Genomic DNA, 18,068 nt, shown 5'->3' with positions numbered 1-18,068 from the left:
GAAAAGATTTATAAAGAAAAGAACCACTCCTAATAGAATGGCTCTCCTATATATAAAAAATAAATCTTATCCTATAACTTCTTGGATATATAGCTGCCGCTGTTGCATAAGGTTAATGATTGTCCCCTCCACGGAGACCATTGGACGAGTTGGATGATCCCGATCGGAGAAAATGATCTCGCCAACTTGATTATTGCTAAGTTTAACCCGAATGCCGTTATGAATTTGTGTGGAACGCTGTATAAATACATTGACGATGGCAGGATCCAATTTGCCAAATGCCTCGCTTTTGATTTGTTCCAGAACGAGATATGGAGACTGTGCTTTACGATAAATCTTCTCCAGTGTCATGGCGTGGAAAATATCAGCGATGGCAACGATTTTGGCATAGATATGGATCTGCGTGCCGCTCAGCTGTAATGGATAACCTGAACCATCCACTTTCTCATGATGCTGCAGTGCTGCCAGCCTTGCTCCTTCATTAATGGCCTTGGCTTGTTTTAGGACCTGATAGCCATACTTCGTATGTTGTCGGATCTCTTCCTGCTCAGAAGCGGTTAGTGCAGTAGGTTTATGGAGAATCTGTGGGTCTACTTTGCTGTTACCGATATCATGGAACAATCCTGCAAAAGCAACCTGCATCCAGTCCTTGGAGGGTAATTCCATCCACTGAGCCAACTGATACGAGGTCATTGCACTCAGTACAGCATGATGATAAACGTAATCATGCTCCTGCATCACTCTTGGACTAAAAGTCAGTACATTATATTGTTTGAGATGTACAAACAAGGCTTCGAGCTGAGTGCGCAGCTCATAAACAGGTAATTCAGCTGCCAGGGAGGATTGAAAGGCGTTCCTGGTCAATACCACCATCTTCTCATACTCTTCGTGTAGGGAGGATACTGCAGGGGCTGATACAGCAATACTACCTTTACCAGTCTGATCCCCATTTCTCTCACCGCTTGTTGAAGCGGCCGCCTTAGTACCTGCACCATTCGTTCCGACTCTTTCTTGTTCGATATCAATCTGGTGAATCATAAAGGCTCTTAGAACTTCTACATCCTTAGGCAGAATAACCTTGCCTTTCTGAAATAGAACGTTACCACGCACCGTATGTACGTCATTCCCCAGTTTAAGCCCAGGTTTGACTTCAGACAGGGTTATTAATCCCATGTTAATTCTCCTCACTCTTCGTTCTTCTCAATGGTAAACAAGACCATAGTCCCGGTTTTCACGATATTTCCCATTATATTACTCATAAATCAGGCTGTACATCCTATATTCCTATATTTTTATATCAAGGAGAGACTATAAAAAAAGGAGCTCCCGAATGGGAACCCCTCTTTTCTTCATATCTAACTTCCACTACTTCATGACTGGGTCATGCTGTAAAGGTATTTTAAACCTCAGAATCAGAATCGTCGCCTTCAGCTTCCGCCTCTATACCTGCGTCTTCACTTGGGCTTATAGCTGTACCTTCCACATCTCCTGCTTCCAGTCCTTCCAGTAGCTCTTCATCTGGTTCTTCTTCATTTTTGTCAATCCGGCTGACTGTGGCTACGGCATCTTCATCACGAATATGGATCAGCTTCACACCTTGCGTATAACGACCCATCGTGGAAATGCCCTCCATACTCATGCGGATCAATGTACCACTCGACGTGATAATCATCAGATCCTCTTCCGTTTTAACCATTTTGAGACTGACTACCGCACCATTCTTATCTGTAACGTTAATGGTTTTAATCCCTTTACCGCCACGAGTCTGCATACGATAATCGCTGACAGGGGTACGTTTACCGTAACCTTTGGCTGTAACAATCAGAACATCAAGTTCCTGATCGACAACGTCCATACCAATGACAACATCGCCCTCATCCAGCGTGATCCCTTTTACCCCGGTTGCACTCCGTCCCATGGAACGAACATTACCTTCGGAAAAACGAATAGACATTCCGTTTGAAGTACCCATGATGATCTCTTGCTGACCATCTGTGAGTTTAACCTCTATGAGAGCATCGTCATCACGCAAGGAGATCCCGATCAGACCACCTTTACGGATGTTGGTGTAATCCTCAAGCGGTGTCTTCTTCACAACACCCTGACGGGTAGCGAAGAACAGATACTTGTCGCTCTCGAATTCCTGCACCGGAATCACGGCGTTAACCGACTCTCCCTGTTCAATCTGAATCAGGTTGATAATCGGTGTTCCACGAGCTGTACGTCCAAGCTCTGGGATCTCATAAGCTTTTAGACGGTATACCTTACCCTTGTCCGTAAAGAACATGAGGTAGTTGTGAGAATTGGTTACAAATAGATGCTCGACAAAGTCGGTATCCTTGGTATCCATACCCACGACTCCACGTCCGCCACGCTTCTGACTGCGGTATGTTGATACCGGCAGACGCTTCACATAACCTGTGTGTGTAATGGTGATAATGACCTCTTCACGCGGAATCAGATCCTCATCCAGGATACTTTCTTCGCCAATAGTGATTTCTGTACGGCGATCATCACCGAAACGCTCACGAATTTCTTGCAGCTCTTCACTGATAATTTCGAGTACCAGATGCTCATTGGCCAGAATCTCGCGATACTCCGCAATCTTAACCATAAGCTCGTTATATTCATTCTCAATGCGTTCCCGTTCCAGACCTGTAAGGCGCTGCAAACGCATATCCAGAATCGCTTGAGCCTGATCATGACTAAGCGAGAACCGCTCAATCAACCCTTCTCTGGCTGCGTCTGTATTGCTGGAGGAACGAATCAACGCAATAATCTCGTCGATATGATCCAGTGCAATGCGCAAACCTTCCAGAATATGTGCACGGGCTTCCGCTTTTCTCAATTCGAATTGTGTACGTCTGCGAATAACCTCAATCTGATGCTGCAGGTAGTGATACAACACCTCACGCAGGTTCAGGATTTTTGGCTCCTTATTCACAATTGCAAGCATATTGATACCGAAAGTCGACTGCATTGCCGTGTGCTTGTACAGATTGTTCAGTACAACACCCGGGTTCACATCTCTGCGAAGCTCAATGACAATGCGCATGCCGGTACGGTCGGATTCATCCCGAAGATCTGTAATACCATCAATTTTCTTGTCGCGAACCAACTCAGCAATCTTCTCCACCAGTCTTGCCTTATTGACCTGGTAAGGAATCTCGGTAACCACAATACGTGCCTTGTTGTTATTTTCCTCGATGTTCGTTTTGGCCCGCATTGTAACAGAGCCGCGGCCTGTCTGGTAAGCCTGACGAATACCGGAGCGTCCCAGAATATAACCGGCCGTTGGGAAGTCTGGTCCATGAATGTAATCCATCAATTCCATGGACGTAATATCCGGATTTTTGATCATGGCCTGAACGCCGTCAATCACCTCTCCCAGATTATGAGGAGGGATGTTCGTTGCCATACCTACCGCAATCCCGCCGACACCATTGACAAGCAAGTTAGGAAAACGAGCAGGTAAAACAACGGGTTCACTCTCTTCACCGTCATAGTTCGGTTGGAAATCGATCGTATCCTTGTTGATGTCTCTAAGCATCTCCATAGCAATCTTGGACAAACGTGCCTCCGTATAACGCATGGCTGCCGCCATGTCGCCATCCACGGATCCAAAGTTACCATGTCCATCAACATGCATATAACGCAGGGAGAAATCCTGTGCCATCCGTACCATCGTTTCGTATACGGCAGAGTCACCGTGCGGGTGATACTTACCGATAACTTCGCCGACGATTCTGGCTGATTTTTTATGTGGTTTATCGGGTGTCATGCCTAGCTCTGACATTGCGTACAAAATACGCCGGTGAACCGGCTTCAATCCGTCTCGTACGTCAGGCAGGGCACGGCTAACAATGATGCTCATCGCATAATCCATAAACGATTCACGCATCTCGACGCCAATATCCCGATCTTTAATCTGCGAGTTCATTTCTTCCGCCATGCTGGACCTCCTTCTTGTCCTTCAACAAACGTTCCATTCAGTCATTAAAATAGTATATGTGAAAAGCCTAACAAGGCTAAAACCGCGCAAGAACGCTACTCTTTATTATATTACTTTCACAAAAGTTACACAATTAAACGTCCGCTGGGTAATAGCCTTTCTTCCGGGAACTTTAAGCAGTCTGGGGATTAGCCCTGCCTTCCTCTCCGTTTACACATACAATGCTAGAAAAGCGGCATATGTACTGCGTGTATTAAGGCTGGTGCCGTTCCCGTTCTACGTCCAAACTAGCAATTGTGCAGCCAAACGCACAAAACGTCATATTTCTCTATTATACCACTGATATCATCTCTTGTCCTTTGATTTCTCCGTACTGCTGCTCTTAGAGAACTCTGATAAAAACAAGAAAGGACTGGTGGCTTCTTGAGTATCCAGCGTGTCTCCAGCAAATGGACCAAAACAGTTGTGTTGCAGCGCAGCCGTACTGTGAATGAATATATCCCTGTCACAAGGCAATACGATCGCCAAACTCTTGAACGGATGACCGAACTGTTTGAGCTCAATTATATTAAGCCTGACCATGGGACCTACGGTAATGGGGTAATGCGAGTAAAAACAGTCCACTCCTTCAGTGAACCTCCAACCCCTGATCACTCCAATGCAGAGGAGGACATTACTGACGAACCCTCCCTTGCCGAATCCAGCTCACAGGATCTGGAGACTTCCTCACTCCAGGTGACATCCTATGAGCTACAATATGGCACGAAACAGGAGTCGTATTCGTCTCTTGAGGAGCTCCATCAAGCTCTGGAAGAGCGAATTCAGGGACACCTTTACCTTATTCAGCAGGGCATCCCTCTCCTCAAACACGAAGATCTGCCATTTGACTTACGCGTGCTCACGCAAAAGAATCTGAAGAACAACTGGGAGACGACGGGCATTCTCGGCAGAATTGCTGCACCTGGAAAAATCATAACCAATATTCATGGTGGCGGACGGCTGGCCACATTCGAAGAACTGGTTCTACCCCATCTCCAAGCAACCGGATTACAGAAGCTGCGCAGCGAGCTTTACCGACTTGGTGTTCATACTGCTGTTCAGCTGCAAAAGTCGTTTCCAAGACTCAAAGAGATCGGTATTGATATTGCCCTCGATGAAACAGGCCGCCCCTGGATCCTAGAGGTCAACACACTACCTGGTATCTATGCCTTTGGCTTACTGCCTGACAAAGAGGCCTATCGCAGGATTAAACGATATGCAATTGCCTACGGCAGGTTGCCCTCCAAAAAAAAGAAAACATCACGCAATGCTGCCAAACCACAAGCATCCTCTTCAAAAGTGAAAAGTCGGGCACGTTAGCCTTTGGATTTCCTGTTTTCAACAGCCCACTAAAGTGAAAAAGGCGCCCAGCAGGCGCCTCTTCCCGTATCATCAGATATCGAGGTTTTTCACATATTTCGCATTTTCCTGAATAAAGTCACGACGAGGTTCAACATTATCTCCCATCAGGGTGTCAAACATTGCGTCCGCAAGCATTGCATCACTGATCGATACTTGCAGCATCGTCCGGCTTTCAGGGTCCATCGTGGTTTCCCACAGTTGTCCGGCATTCATCTCGCCGAGACCTTTGTAACGTTGGACATTGAACTTGGCATTTTCACCGAGACTCGCAATAATTTCATCACGTTCCTTCTCGGAACCGGCATAACGAATCACTTTGTTGCGCTCAATTTTGAACAATGGCGGTTGTGCAATGTACACATAGCCTGCTTCAATAATTTTGCGCATGTAACGATACAGGAATGTCAGCAGCAGTGTCCGGATATGAGCACCATCGACATCGGCATCGGTCATCAAAATAATTTTGTGATAACGGGCTTTCGAAATATCGAAGTCGTCACCAATACCCGTACCCATTGCAGTGATGATCGCCCTGATCTCCGCATTGCCGAGAATCCGGTCAAGACGGGCTTTTTCCACGTTTAGAATTTTACCGCGCAGCGGCAAAATCGCCTGGAAGTGACGGTCACGACCCTGCTTCGCAGAACCTCCTGCAGAGTCACCCTCGACGATGTACAGTTCACTGATCGAAGCGTCCTTGGAGGAGCAGTCAGCCAGTTTACCTGGCAGGGAGCTCACTTCAAGTGCGCCCTTACGTCTTGTCAATTCCCGAGCCTTACGTGCTGCTTCGCGTGCACGAGCAGCTTGCAATCCCTTTTCCAGAATGCGGCGGGATACCGAAGGATTCTCTTCCAGGAACTCCTGAAGCTTCTCGGCAAACAGGGACTCTACAATTCCGCGCACTTCGCTGTTACCCAGCTTCGTCTTGGTCTGCCCTTCAAACTGCGGCTCAGGAATCTTGACAGAGATAATAGCTGTGAGACCTTCACGTACGTCATCCCCGGACAAGTTACCTGTGCTGTCCTTGATTACACCCGCTTTGCGGGCATAGTCATTAATGATCCGCGTCAATGCACTCTTGAAGCCCGATTCATGCGTTCCGCCCTCATGCGTATTGATGTTGTTGGCAAAAGAATAAATATTCTCGGTGTAGTTGTCATTGTATTGCAGGGCAACTTCCACCTGGATATTATCTCTGGATCCTTCAACGTAGATCGGATTTTCATGCAATACTTCGCGCTTCTGGTTCAGGAAGGAGACGTATTCGATAATACCGCCTTCGTACAGGAACGAATTCGTTGCACCTGTGCGCTCATCTGTCAAAGTAAGACCGATGCCCTTATTCAGGAACGCCAGCTCACGAATACGGGTAAGCAACGTATCGTAATCGTATACCGTGGTTTCCGTGAAAATTTCCGGATCCGGGTGGAACGTAACCGTTGTTCCCGTTTCATCCGTTGTTCCTAATGTTTTCAGGTCATACTGCGGAGCACCACGGCGGTATTCCTGTTGATAAACATGTCCGTCACGTTTAACGGTAACGACCACTTTTTCGGAGAGGGCATTCACAACAGAGACACCGACCCCGTGCAAACCACCGGATACCTTGTATCCGCCGCCGCCAAATTTACCGCCTGCATGGAGCACGGTCATAACAACCTCAAGTGCAGGACGTTTCATTTTGGCATGCTCGCCGACAGGGATACCCCGTCCGTTATCGACGACAGTGACGCTGTTATCTTCGTGAATACTGACCTCAATATGGTCACAGTAACCCGCAAGCGCCTCATCGATACTGTTGTCCACTACTTCCCAGACCAGATGATGCAGACCTTTGGCACTGGTGGAACCGATGTACATCCCCGGACGCTTCCGTACGGCTTCCAGTCCTTCAAGGACTTGAATTTCATTCGCATCATATGACGGTTGATTCATAGACATGCCTTTCACCTACTTCTATAGATTCAATATCGTAAATATGCGTTAACTAAGAATGCATGCTGAATGATCATCTTTGCTTCGTTTCAGCAAGTAGTCAAAACTAAAGACAAGCAGCAGAAGACACACTATACCCTACCTGTAGAGGTCTAAAGATCAGGGAAAATGTGAGCCCGCTTCTTAAGCGTGGCTGAGGAAATAGGTGAATAGTACACAATATTCTTGGTCACGACAATAGACTTGGCTTCCTCTTCACCGATGCGTTCCACTGTTTTTTCCTGCTCGGCATGCGTGACATACTGCTTGGAGATTTTAGAGGATTTTTCAATCGATATATCAAAAATAGCGACCAATTCGGAAGAACGGATAATTTTCTCGCCGCCCAGATGAATGTACATGTACCCTCACTCCTTAGCGTTCAACCTGTCCGGCATGAACATGATAAATACTGGCATCTTTGAGCTTGTCAACGTTCAGGCTCTCGATTCCCGTAGCTGTAATAAAGGTTTGCACCTTGCTCTGGAACGTTTCGATCAGCTGCGTCTGACGAAAAGGATCCAGCTCGGACAACACATCGTCAAGCAGCAGGACCGGATATTCTCCGATTTCTTCGTGGATCAATTCAATCTCCGCAAGTTTAAGGGACAACGCCGTTGTGCGCTGCTGCCCCTGCGAACCATACGTTTGTACTTCCCGGTCGTTAATGAAAAAGGACAGGTCATCCCGGTGCGGCCCACTAAGGGTTGTGCCCCGGCGAATCTCCTGCTCTTTCATTTGTGATAATTTTATCATAAATTGGTCCATTAAAACAGCTTCATCTTCCTCAGCGGCTTCGCTGAAGGATGGAAGATAGGCCAGACGCAGCACTTCCCCGCCTCCGGTGATCCCCTGATGAATCGTTTCGGCCCACTTTTGTAGTTTCTTTATGAATTGTTTCCTTTTTTTGACGATTTTAACACCATGTTCGGCCAGCTGTTCATTCCAGATCTCAAGCATCGTCTGGGCAGAAGCATCCTTGCCCCATAACTGCTTCAGCAGATTGTTTCGCTGCACCAGCACTTTCTGATACTGCTGAAGATGGTACAGGTAGCCTGGTGCCACCTGACCGATCTCCATGTCAAGAAACCGGCGGCGTACCCCCGGTGTGCCTTTGACAATCTCCAGATCTTCCGGTGCAAACATGACCACATTAAGTGCACCGACAAAATCGCTTAACTTTCGCTGCTCAAGCCCGTTGATCTTGGCCTTCTTCCCTTGTTGCGACAAAGACAGCTCCAAATTGACGGTTCCATACTTTTTGTCGACTTCTGCTGCAAGTCTGGCACGTTCCTCACCGAAACGAATCAGCTCCTTGTCGCGGGAAGTACGGTGGCTCTTGGTGAGCGCAAGCACAAAGATGGCCTCTGCAAGATTGGTCTTCCCTTGGGCATTTTGCCCGATTAACAGATTCACTGGACCGAAAGATTCCAGTTTCAGATGTTCATAATTGCGGAACTGCTGCAGATCAATGCTGTTGACAAACAAGCGGTTAACCTCCCTTTTATCCCGTCCGTCAGGAGGCAGCAGGGATCAAACTGTTTATTCTGCGGCAACTTCGAACGCGCCTTCTCCGTCCACCTCAACGATATCCCCAGGGTATAACTTGCGTCCCCGGCGTTCCTCTGGCTCTTTATTCACACGTACAAGTCCTTCCTGAAGCAGGGCTTTGGCCATGCCTCCGGTCGGAATGCAATCTGCCAGTTTCAAAAATTGGTCAAGCTTAATATATTCCGTACGAATCGTTACTCGGTTCACTGGAATCTTCCTTTCGTTAGTTGGTCGTCCGGTAAGGCAAGATGACGTAAAGGCTGTGACTGTCATCCAGCGGTTTCAAAATGATCGGACTCATGACGCCGGTAAAAGCGATCATCAGCTGCTCACTCTCCACCACTTTCAGCACATCCAGCATATATTTGGAGTTGAACGAGATTTTCAGCGGATCACCGGTAAACTCGGCCGGTTCAATTTCTTCTCTTACTTTTCCCAGCTCAGAAGAGCTTGATGAAATTTCGATCGTTCCGGATTCCATCGTCTGCATGCGCACAATGTTGGTTTTCTCTTCACGCGACAGCAAATAAGCCCGGTCAATCGACTCACTTAATTTTTTGGTATCCAAAACAAGTTCTGTTTTGTACGAAGTCGGAATAATTCTAGAAGTATCCGGATATGTTCCGTCCAAAATGCGTGAATAGAACAGGACACGGTCAATTTTGAACAGGACCTGGTTGTCAGCGACTACGATATCCACAAGCGTATTTTGATCAGGCACGATTTTGCTGAGTTCGTTCAGCGTTTTACCCGAAATGACAACATTGTTGAAACGCACTCCCTCTGCATTATCCAGCATTGCTGAACGAGTAGCAAGACGGTGGCGGTCTGTTGCCACAAATTTCAACTCATTGTCAGCAAGGCTCCAGAGTACACCTGTCAGGATTGGAGTCGTCTCATGGGTGGAAATGGAGAATACCGTTTGCTTCACCATGTTCTTAAGCAGATCACCTGGAATGGATACCGTTTGGTTCTCTTCAATGCTTGGCAATACCGGGAATTCCTCCGGATCCAAACCTACGAGCTGAATTTCGGTAGCACCTGCCGAGATGAAGGTGTTGAAATTGTCTTTGACTTCCATGTGGATTTCCTGGGAAGGCAGTTTCTTGATGATCTCGACAAAAAACTTGGCTGGCAGTACAACACTACCTGGTTGTTCAACCTGAACTACGCTTTTATCTCCCTCTTCAAGCGGGATAAAGGATTGAATTGATATATCCGTGTCACTTGCTGTCAACGTCACACCTTGATGATTAACGTCGAATTTGATCCCGCTCAAAATGGGGATTGTCGTACGGCTGGAGATGGCTTTGGATACATGCTGGATGGATTCGTTCAAGTAGCTTTTCATTATGCTGATTTTCATGGTTTCACTCCTAGCGGATTTTTTGGGTGTTTGGGTATTGAAAGGTGTTAAACAAAAGGCCGAAGGCCGAGCTTTAAACGGCGTATTTGGAGATGATATCTTTTAGATCTTTTTAGTAATAATAGTAATAGGGGCACTGAATATGTGGATAAGTGGGTATAAACCCATAAAATTAAGCCTATCCACATGTGTACACGTTGTGCATAGGCTTGGGACTTGTTCAGGTTGGATTCTTAATTTTTTCGGTTAAGTTGTTGATAACTTTGTAGAGCTCCTGATCGGATTTGATCGATTGGGAGATTTTTTCGTGCGCATGAATCACAGTCGTATGATCTCGTCCTCCGAAGGCTTCCCCAATTTTGGGCAGGGAGAAATCGGTCAGTTCACGCGATAGATACATGGCAATCTGTCTAGGGAAAGCAACGGCTTTGGTCCGCTTCCGTGCTTTGAAATCTTCAAGCTTAAGGCTGTAATACTCGCCGACCTTTTGTTGGATGTCTTGAATAGTGATCATTTTAGGACGGCTGGAAGGAATAATATCCTTCAATGCTTCTGCAGCCAGATGAGTCGTAACGTCTTGATTCGTCAGTGAAGAGTAGGCAACTACCCGAATTAGTGCGCCTTCCAGTTCACGAATATTGGTATCGATCTGGTTGGCGATATACATCATTGCTTCGTTAGGAATATCGAGGTTTTCCGCACGCGCCTTTTTCCGCAAAATGGCGATCCGTGTCTCGAGATCCGGAGGCTGGATATCCGTAATGAGTCCCCATTCGAAGCGGGAACGAAGCCGCTCTTCCAGAGTCGGAATTTCCTTCGGTGGTCTGTCGCTGGAGATAATGATCTGTTTCCGTTCCTCATGCAGCGCATTAAACGTATGGAAAAATTCCTCTTGTGTTGATTCTTTTCCCGCCAAAAACTGAATATCATCTATAAGCAGAATATCGACATTCCGGTACTTGTTACGGAAGCTCTCCCCCCGGTTGTCACGGATGGAGTTAATGAATTCGTTCGTGAATTTCTCAGATGACAAATAAACAACCTTGCTCCCCGGATCATGCTCCAAAACGTAATGGCCAATGGCATGCATCAAGTGGGTTTTGCCGAGTCCAACTCCCCCGTATAAAAACAAAGGATTGTATGCTTTGGCGGGCGCTTCAGCGACCGCCAGCGATGCGGCATGGGCAAAACGGTTGCCTGGTCCAATGACAAATGTATCGAATGTATATTTGGGATTCAGCATGCTGAGAACCGCTTCTTCCTGAACTACCGTAGGCGTTGGCGCCGGCAGCTGCGGATCCGGTTCAGCAGGCTTGTTCTCTTCGATGACAAATTTCACATCGACTTGCTTGCCTAGTAGTTCATATACTGTCGAGCCTACCAATTTGGTGTAACGGCTCTCCAGCCATTCGACGGCAAACGTAGTCGGCGCGGAAATGACAATTGAACTGTCATTCAGCTTCGTTGCTTTGGTTGCTTTGAACCAGGTATCGAAGCTGGGTTTGCTGAGCTTGTTTTGTATGATTGATAAAATTTGCTGCCATAAATCAGAAGTATGGCTGTCCACAGACTGTCACTCCTTTTACATGTTCCAAGTGTGGCTTAAGCCATGATGCAGTGTCGAAATACGAGATATATTGCCGGAATTTATCCCCAAACCCCCGCAGGTCGAAAACAAAAAAAGAATGAACAACGGAAAATTGTTCACAACTTTATCCACAGGCTGTTGATAATATTATGGGTCAGATCACATATTCACATCCAAAAGTAATACAATCATAGCAAAAGAAGCCCCGCATTTCAACGTATCGCGAGATTTTATCCACAAATTCAATAACTTGTGTATAATTTTTAATCACAACACAATATATTGTTTATAAATTGTTTAATTTTCGACAGGATGACCCAAAAAGCCAAAATGTTTTATACACAGGTTGTTCGTCGAAAATCGCTAAATTGTGTGTAAAATGACTCCTTAGTTGTGAATAACACATCTGTGGATAACCACGAATTCAGAATGATCGTTTTGGGGATCTGTTGAATTAACCTCTTTAACCTCATGTGGGGGTTGTATGCAATAAGCAGAGATTCGCGGCAATGATAATAGAGGCAGACAAGCTGATTAACACTAAAAAGAGGATGGTTGAAGCGCTGGCTGGATAGGGGAAGGAAGTCATAAAATGTGTCGTAAATGCCGGATGGGGAGAATAGATTGAATCAAATAATTGAATTAAAAAATGGACAAAAAAGAGGTTGTTTCTTAAGGCCAGCGTGTGGTCTAAGTGAACAACCTCTTTTTTGGTGATTAAATGAGGAAACAGTTACTTGGTTCTTAAGGGCAATTTGCGTTGGAATTCTGCAATATCCGCATATTCCTCTTCAAGTTTGCGCGAGATGCGAATGAAAATCGGGAGAAGTTCCCGGTAAATTGCTGCGTTTTCTCTAACAGGGGTATGTCTGTGCGTTGTCCCCACCATAGAAGAGACGGCATGAAGTGACTTGATTCGCCCTGTAGCATACAGACCGAGGACGACGGCACCCAGGCAGGAGCTTTCGAAGCTCTCGGGGACGACGACCTCCTGATTGAAAATATCGGACATCATCTGACGCCAGAGAGGGGAACGTGCGAATCCGCCGGTAGCCTGAATGGAGGTCGGCTGCCCGATCTGTTCTTCCATGGCTAGCAAGACCGTATACAGGTTGAAAATGACCCCTTCCAGGACAGCACGAATCATGTGCTCTTTCTGATGATGGAGGGTTAAACCAAAGAAAGAACCGCGGGCATCCGGATTCCATAATGGGGCACGCTCTCCTGACAAATAAGGATGGAACAGCAGTCCTTCAGAGCCTGGGCTGACTCGCTCAGCAATTTTGGTGAGAACGTCATATGAATTGATGCCCAGCCTTTTTGCTGTTTCCACTTCGGATGCTGCAAATTCGTCACGTACCCAGCGAAATAGCATGCCACCGTTATTCACAGGCCCACCCACGACCCAGAGATCCTCCGTGAGGGCATAACAGAAGGTCCGTCCTTTGGGATCGGTAACAGGACGATCAACGACCGTACGAATGGCACCACTGGTACCAATGGTTGCTGCCACGACTCCAGGCTCGATGGCATTTACGCCGAGATTGGATAGCACTCCATCACTTGCCCCGATCACAAAAGGAGTAGAGGGGGAGAGACCCATTTTCTCTGCACATTCGGTGTCCATTCCCTCTATTGTATATGTCGTAGGAACAAGCTTCGAGAGATGGTCAGGTGTGATTCCTGCAACCTCCAGCGCTTCCGTATCCCAATCCAGTTGTTCCAGGTTGAGAAGACCGGTGCAGGAGGCGATGGAATGATCTACTATATATTGTCCGAACAAACGGAAGAACAGATATTCTTTAATGGAGATGAACTTGGCTGTGCGCTGAAAAAGGTCTGGTTCATCATGACGCAGCCACATGAGTTTGGTTAGGGGAGACATGGGATGGATCGGTGTGCCCGTGCGCAAATAGATCCGATGACCTTGCCCACTCTCCTGTAATCGGGCTGACCAGGCTGCACTGCGGTTATCTGCCCACGTGATGCAGCGAGTGAGCGGCTTATGATCCTGGTCCATGGCAATCACACTGTGCATGGCAGAGCTGCAGGACAAAAACATGATTTGTCCTGCACTTACACTGCTCTGATCCATGACTCCACGTACGGAGCGAATAGCTGCTTGTACAATTTCCTCGGGATCCTGCTCAGCTACATCAGGAGCAGGTGTATATAGAGGATATTCCTGAGTGGAAGTGCTCACAACCTCACCTTGCTCCGTAAATAATACGGATTTGGTGCTGGTGGTCCCAATATCCATGCCAATCATATATTTTTTCATCTGGTGTAATCCTTCTTTCCCTTGATACAGTAAAATTTATCTTCTAAATAGATACGATCTGTCTTAGATCACGGCACTCAGCAGCAAAATAAAGATCAGTCCGACGACGGATAATAGTGTTTCCATAACGGTCCACGTTTTCAGTGTCTGGGAGACGCTCATATTAAAGAACTCCTTAATCATCCAGAAGCCCGCGTCATTCACGTGGGACAAAACAAGTGATCCCGCACCAGTAGCAAGTACAACCAGTTCGATATTGGCTCCTGGAGTCAGCGCAAGAACCGGAGCAACGATACCCGCTGCCGTTGTCATGGCAACCGTTGCCGAGCCTGTGGCAACCCGAATCAGTGCCGCAACCAGCCAAGCAAACAGGATGACGTTGATATTGGCGTGAGTGGCAACTTCTGCGATCGCATTGCCGACACCGCTATTAATCAAGACCTGTTTAAATGCGCCGCCCCCACCAATAATGAGGATGATGGTCGCCGTAGGCGCCAGACATTCACTGGTGAAACGGGAAATATCGTGTTTGGTAAATCCGCGTGCAAAGCCGAGCGAAAAGAGGGCAAACACAACGGATATCAACAGGGCAATAATCTCATGCCCGATAAACTCACAAAAGACCGTAAAGCCACTTGTGGCATTGGGATCTACGATATTGGCAATGGAGCCAATTAGCATAAGGATGACTGGCAGCAAAATCGTAAACAGGGTAATGCCGAACCCTGGAAGATTGGTGTTTTTCTTCGTTGCGAACTGCTCTGCCAGCTCGGCTGGCGGTTCAGTGTGTATTCTTTTGCCGATAAACTTACCAAACAAAGGACCTGCGATAATCGCTGTCGGAATACCAACAATGAGGGAGTACAAAATGGTTTTCCCCAAATCCGCGTTGAATGCATCAATTGCGATCATCGGAGCCGGATGTGGTGGAACCAGACCATGTACAGTCGACAGACCGGCCAAAATCGGAATCCCGATCTGCAGAAGAGACATATTGGTTTTACGTGCAACGGTGAAAATAATCGGAATCAGCAGAATCACGCCAACTTCGAAGAAGACAGGGATACCTACGATAAAACCAACGATCATCATGGCCCAGTGCACACGTTTCACACCAAAGCGATCGACCAGTGTGGTTGCAATGCGCTCGGCACCGCCTGATTCGGCCATCATTTTACCCAGCATCGTGCCAAGCCCGATGACAATGGCTATGGTTCCAAGCGTACCGCCGAGTCCACCTGTAATGGAAGAGATCACATCGGCAGGTTTCATACCGGCAAGCAGACCAAGCATTAAAGCGGATATTAAAAGGGTAACGAAGGGGTTCCATTTATATTTGGAGATCAACACGATCAGAAATACGATCGCAATCAATGTCCACACCAACAATGTTGCATTATGGGATAGTCCAAAAAGAGTGCTCATGATGTATGCTCCTTTGTTTTGAATATAAACGCTTACAAGTGAATTTGCCGTCAGGGAAGTTTGTCTCCCTTTAATATGCCCAAAAATTGAAACTAAATCGCATTTTGTATACTTGTCGACAACTTAAATGACAATCCATCCACTTGGATGTGATTGCAGACAGTGGTCATTATTTAAACCAAAGTCGAAAAATATAAACTTTCTGACATGATCAGGAGTCGAAGCTCTCATGCAGGGTTTTGCCGGAATCCTGAAAGTAAGTACGCACGCCGGCCTGAATGGATGCTTTGTCACCTGACTCTAGTGCTTCAATCAACAATCGATGTTTTTTAATTACAGCGCTTACTTTTGGATCGCCCTGATCAAACACCCTGCGGGTTGTTAGCAGCATAACCGTCATGACAACATAACGAATGCTTCTCCATAAATGTGAAATACGGGAATGCTCGGCTGCCTCAATGATGGTCTCGTGGAAAGTCAGATCCTGAAAAGCAAATTCGACGGCATCCTGATGCCGACCAGCCAGCTCCATTTTGTCCAGTATATTACGAAGCGAAGTAATCAATTGCTCGGGGACAGACCCTGCTAATCGCTGCTGGACAAAGCTTTCAATTAAAAAACGGACGTCGTACAGCTCTTCAACATCCTTGATTTTCAATCCTAGGACAACCACACCCATCCGTTCAAGCCGAATCAGTCCTTCATTCGACAGTGTTCTCAGGGCTTCGCGGACAGGTGAACGGCTGCTGTCAAAATCAGCGGCAATTCGATTTTCAGACAAAATCTCTCCAGGACGCAGGGTTCCACTGATGATGCGCAGCCTTAATTCGCAGGCGATGGCTTCCCCGCGGGAAGCTCCCTGCAGCCAGGAAGAAGGAAACAACATAATGGCTAACGCTCCTATTCAAGTAATCAGTTCTCTAGGTCCAGTACTCGGTAATCCATCCCAATGGACCTGTACACTGATCATAGCATAACCTTTTTGCAGTTTGCATGCTGTCTGATTAGGAAGCGGAAGTCCAAAACCTATTTTCCTAATACCGTTTTCAAAGAGCCGAAGATCAGTCCTTTTGTAAATCAAAAAGAGTGTTAGGTAACGCGGACATTCTCTGCATGAATACTTAAGTATACTTGTATACAAGATGTGATTTTTATCCTACACCTTTCTTGAAAGCTTGTAAACCTTCAGATTAAAGCGGATACATAAAATTTTAAACAAGGTCCAATATTCAACAAAATGTACTACATAAGTTGAGAAAATAATTAGCGAATTTGTAGCCTTCAGTAGAAAGAAAATATTGTATAAAAGGAAAGCGCCCATACGAATAAAGCGTAGTTGAATTCGTTATCCACATGTGAATAACTTCTGGTTACTGAAAGTGGAGGGTGAGAGATGAACGAGAGGTCCAAGTTGGGGTGTGGATAACCGTTGGAGTGATGGATGAAGTGACAGCGTGAGGTTTGTTGGGGATAACTTTTTTCGCTTCAAAAATTATTTTATTCAAATCAAAATCTACTAAAGTGTTACGAGCTCTGAGGGGCAGGCTGGAAAGGGCTATAAAAAGAGGGAGAAGCGAAGTGGGTTAGAGTTGACTTTTCCAGGTGTACGTGGTTAAATGTATAAAGGTGTTTTCTGTGAAGATGAAAATGATTCATCACATAAGTATTTCCTTGTAAGGAGGTGCAATACATTGAGACCTACATTCAAACCGAACGTAAGCAAACGTAAAAAAGTTCATGGTTTCCGGAAAAGAATGAGCACGAGCAACGGCCGTAAAGTTTTGGCTGCACGTCGCCTGAAAGGCCGTAAAGTCCTGAGTGCTTAATGCATGAGAAGACCACCGAGGTGGTCTTTTTTTTCTTAAATGAGTCATTTCAGACTGGATGCTGATATAGATCGGGTCTGAATTGGCTGCGAAAAAGGTCGAAAGTGTCTATTTCTTTTTTTGAAGAAGGATCTAATCCGTCACGAAATTTATAAAAAAGTTTCCTTATATATAATGAAGTTGTCGTTAGAACAGTTTACCGTTATTCAAGAAAGCCTATACTAAATCAGTAATGAGGCCTCCGTCAATATGGATGGTGGAGAACAGCAAGGAGAAGCGCCGTGTATAAAAGACTGCGTTTGCGAAACCGGGCGGACTTTAGCCGCGTATACCGGTATGGGAAATCTTTTGCCAATCATCAATTTGTGGTGTATGGCTGCCGCCGTAAAGATACGGAGCAATTCCGGGTAGGTGTATCATGCAGCAAGAAAATCGGAAACGCTGTCGTACGAAACCGGATGAGACGCATGATTAAGGAAATTATAAGGCACCATGAAAAAGAGATTGTCACACAGATGGACCTGATCTTCATCGTGAGAAAAGGGGCGCTGGACATGACCTATCAGGAAATGGAGAAAAGTCTGCTGCACGTTATGCGCAAAGCGGCTCTTCTTAAGCCTAACAAACGGTAAGCTTCGGTTTATTTGTCCTCCTAATTATGGTATGATTTACGGTGGAATGGAATGGTTAAGAGAGGGGTTATG

The 18,068-nt window shown here is 46.3% G+C and carries 14 protein-coding genes; 3 read left to right on the top strand and 11 right to left on the bottom strand.

What is annotated here, in order from left to right; genetic code table 11:
- Positions 1-66 precede the first annotated feature (66 nt).
- Together PIL01S_RS11395 and gyrA are read right to left on the bottom strand one after the other, a co-directional pair.
- Complete coding sequence (locus PIL01S_RS11395) at positions 67-1,173, bottom strand: HD-GYP domain-containing protein (protein WP_127537623.1); 1,107 nt, start codon at positions 1,171-1,173, stop codon at positions 67-69.
- A 226-nt stretch (positions 1,174-1,399) separates the two neighbouring features.
- Positions 1,400-3,952 carry a DNA gyrase subunit A gene (gene gyrA, locus PIL01S_RS11390; protein WP_127537622.1) on the bottom strand — a complete coding sequence of 851 codons (2,553 nt, stop codon included), beginning with the start codon at positions 3,950-3,952 and terminating at the stop codon, positions 1,400-1,402.
- Positions 3,953-4,375: 423 nt separating this feature from the next.
- On the opposite strand from gyrA, the gene PIL01S_RS11385 reads away from it, so the two are divergent.
- On the top strand, positions 4,376-5,311 hold the full coding sequence (locus PIL01S_RS11385) for a YheC/YheD family protein (protein WP_127537621.1): 936 nt from the start codon (positions 4,376-4,378) through the stop codon (positions 5,309-5,311).
- 72 nt (positions 5,312-5,383) lie between these two features.
- On the opposite strand, the gene gyrB is transcribed toward PIL01S_RS11385, so the two are convergent.
- The 9 genes from gyrB to PIL01S_RS11340 form a co-directional block, all read right to left on the bottom strand.
- Entirely contained in the window at positions 5,384-7,294 is a 1,911-nt protein-coding gene (gene gyrB, locus PIL01S_RS11380) for a DNA topoisomerase (ATP-hydrolyzing) subunit B (RefSeq protein WP_127537620.1), read from the bottom strand.
- A gap of 146 nt (positions 7,295-7,440) precedes the next feature.
- Positions 7,441-7,689 (bottom strand): extracellular matrix regulator RemB, encoded by a 249-nt coding sequence (gene remB, locus PIL01S_RS11375; protein WP_095293520.1) that lies wholly within the window; start codon positions 7,687-7,689, stop codon positions 7,441-7,443.
- A 13-nt stretch (positions 7,690-7,702) separates the two neighbouring features.
- Positions 7,703-8,815: a DNA replication/repair protein RecF gene (recF, locus tag PIL01S_RS11370; protein WP_095293519.1), complete on the bottom strand. Its 1,113-nt coding sequence runs from the start codon at positions 8,813-8,815 to the stop codon at positions 7,703-7,705.
- Between the two features lie 54 nt (positions 8,816-8,869).
- Positions 8,870-9,085, bottom strand: a complete 216-nt coding sequence (gene yaaA / locus PIL01S_RS11365; protein WP_056697580.1) for a S4 domain-containing protein YaaA — start codon at positions 9,083-9,085, stop codon at positions 8,870-8,872.
- Between the two features lie 16 nt (positions 9,086-9,101).
- Positions 9,102-10,244 (bottom strand): DNA polymerase III subunit beta, encoded by a 1,143-nt coding sequence (gene dnaN, locus PIL01S_RS11360; RefSeq protein WP_127537619.1) that lies wholly within the window; start codon positions 10,242-10,244, stop codon positions 9,102-9,104.
- Positions 10,245-10,464: 220 nt separating this feature from the next.
- A complete protein-coding gene (gene dnaA, locus PIL01S_RS11355) occupies positions 10,465-11,811 on the bottom strand; it encodes a chromosomal replication initiator protein DnaA (protein ID WP_095362173.1) in 1,347 nt (448 codons plus the stop codon).
- A gap of 754 nt (positions 11,812-12,565) precedes the next feature.
- Positions 12,566-14,113 carry a gluconokinase gene (gene gntK, locus PIL01S_RS11350; RefSeq protein ID WP_127537618.1) on the bottom strand — a complete coding sequence of 516 codons (1,548 nt, stop codon included), beginning with the start codon at positions 14,111-14,113 and terminating at the stop codon, positions 12,566-12,568.
- A gap of 63 nt (positions 14,114-14,176) precedes the next feature.
- Positions 14,177-15,538 carry a GntP family permease gene (locus tag PIL01S_RS11345; RefSeq protein ID WP_127537617.1) on the bottom strand — a complete coding sequence of 454 codons (1,362 nt, stop codon included), beginning with the start codon at positions 15,536-15,538 and terminating at the stop codon, positions 14,177-14,179.
- Between the two features lie 211 nt (positions 15,539-15,749).
- Positions 15,750-16,424 carry a GntR family transcriptional regulator gene (locus PIL01S_RS11340; protein ID WP_127537616.1) on the bottom strand — a complete coding sequence of 225 codons (675 nt, stop codon included), beginning with the start codon at positions 16,422-16,424 and terminating at the stop codon, positions 15,750-15,752.
- An 805-nt stretch (positions 16,425-17,229) separates the two neighbouring features.
- Here PIL01S_RS11340 and rpmH point away from each other — a divergent pair.
- Positions 17,230-17,364 (top strand): 50S ribosomal protein L34, encoded by a 135-nt coding sequence (gene rpmH, locus PIL01S_RS11335; RefSeq protein ID WP_024629517.1) that lies wholly within the window; start codon positions 17,230-17,232, stop codon positions 17,362-17,364.
- Between the two features lie 281 nt (positions 17,365-17,645).
- Positions 17,646-17,996, top strand: a complete 351-nt coding sequence (rnpA, locus tag PIL01S_RS11330) for a ribonuclease P protein component (RefSeq protein WP_095293513.1) — start codon at positions 17,646-17,648, stop codon at positions 17,994-17,996.
- Positions 17,997-18,068 lie beyond the last annotated feature (72 nt).

The sequence above is a fragment of the Paenibacillus illinoisensis NBRC 15959 genome, from assembly GCF_004000925.1.
GTDB classification, from domain to species: domain Bacteria; phylum Bacillota; class Bacilli; order Paenibacillales; family Paenibacillaceae; genus Paenibacillus; species Paenibacillus illinoisensis.
The sequence above is the reverse complement of the archived record's forward strand: the minus strand, read 5'-3'. Positions and strand labels throughout refer to the sequence as shown.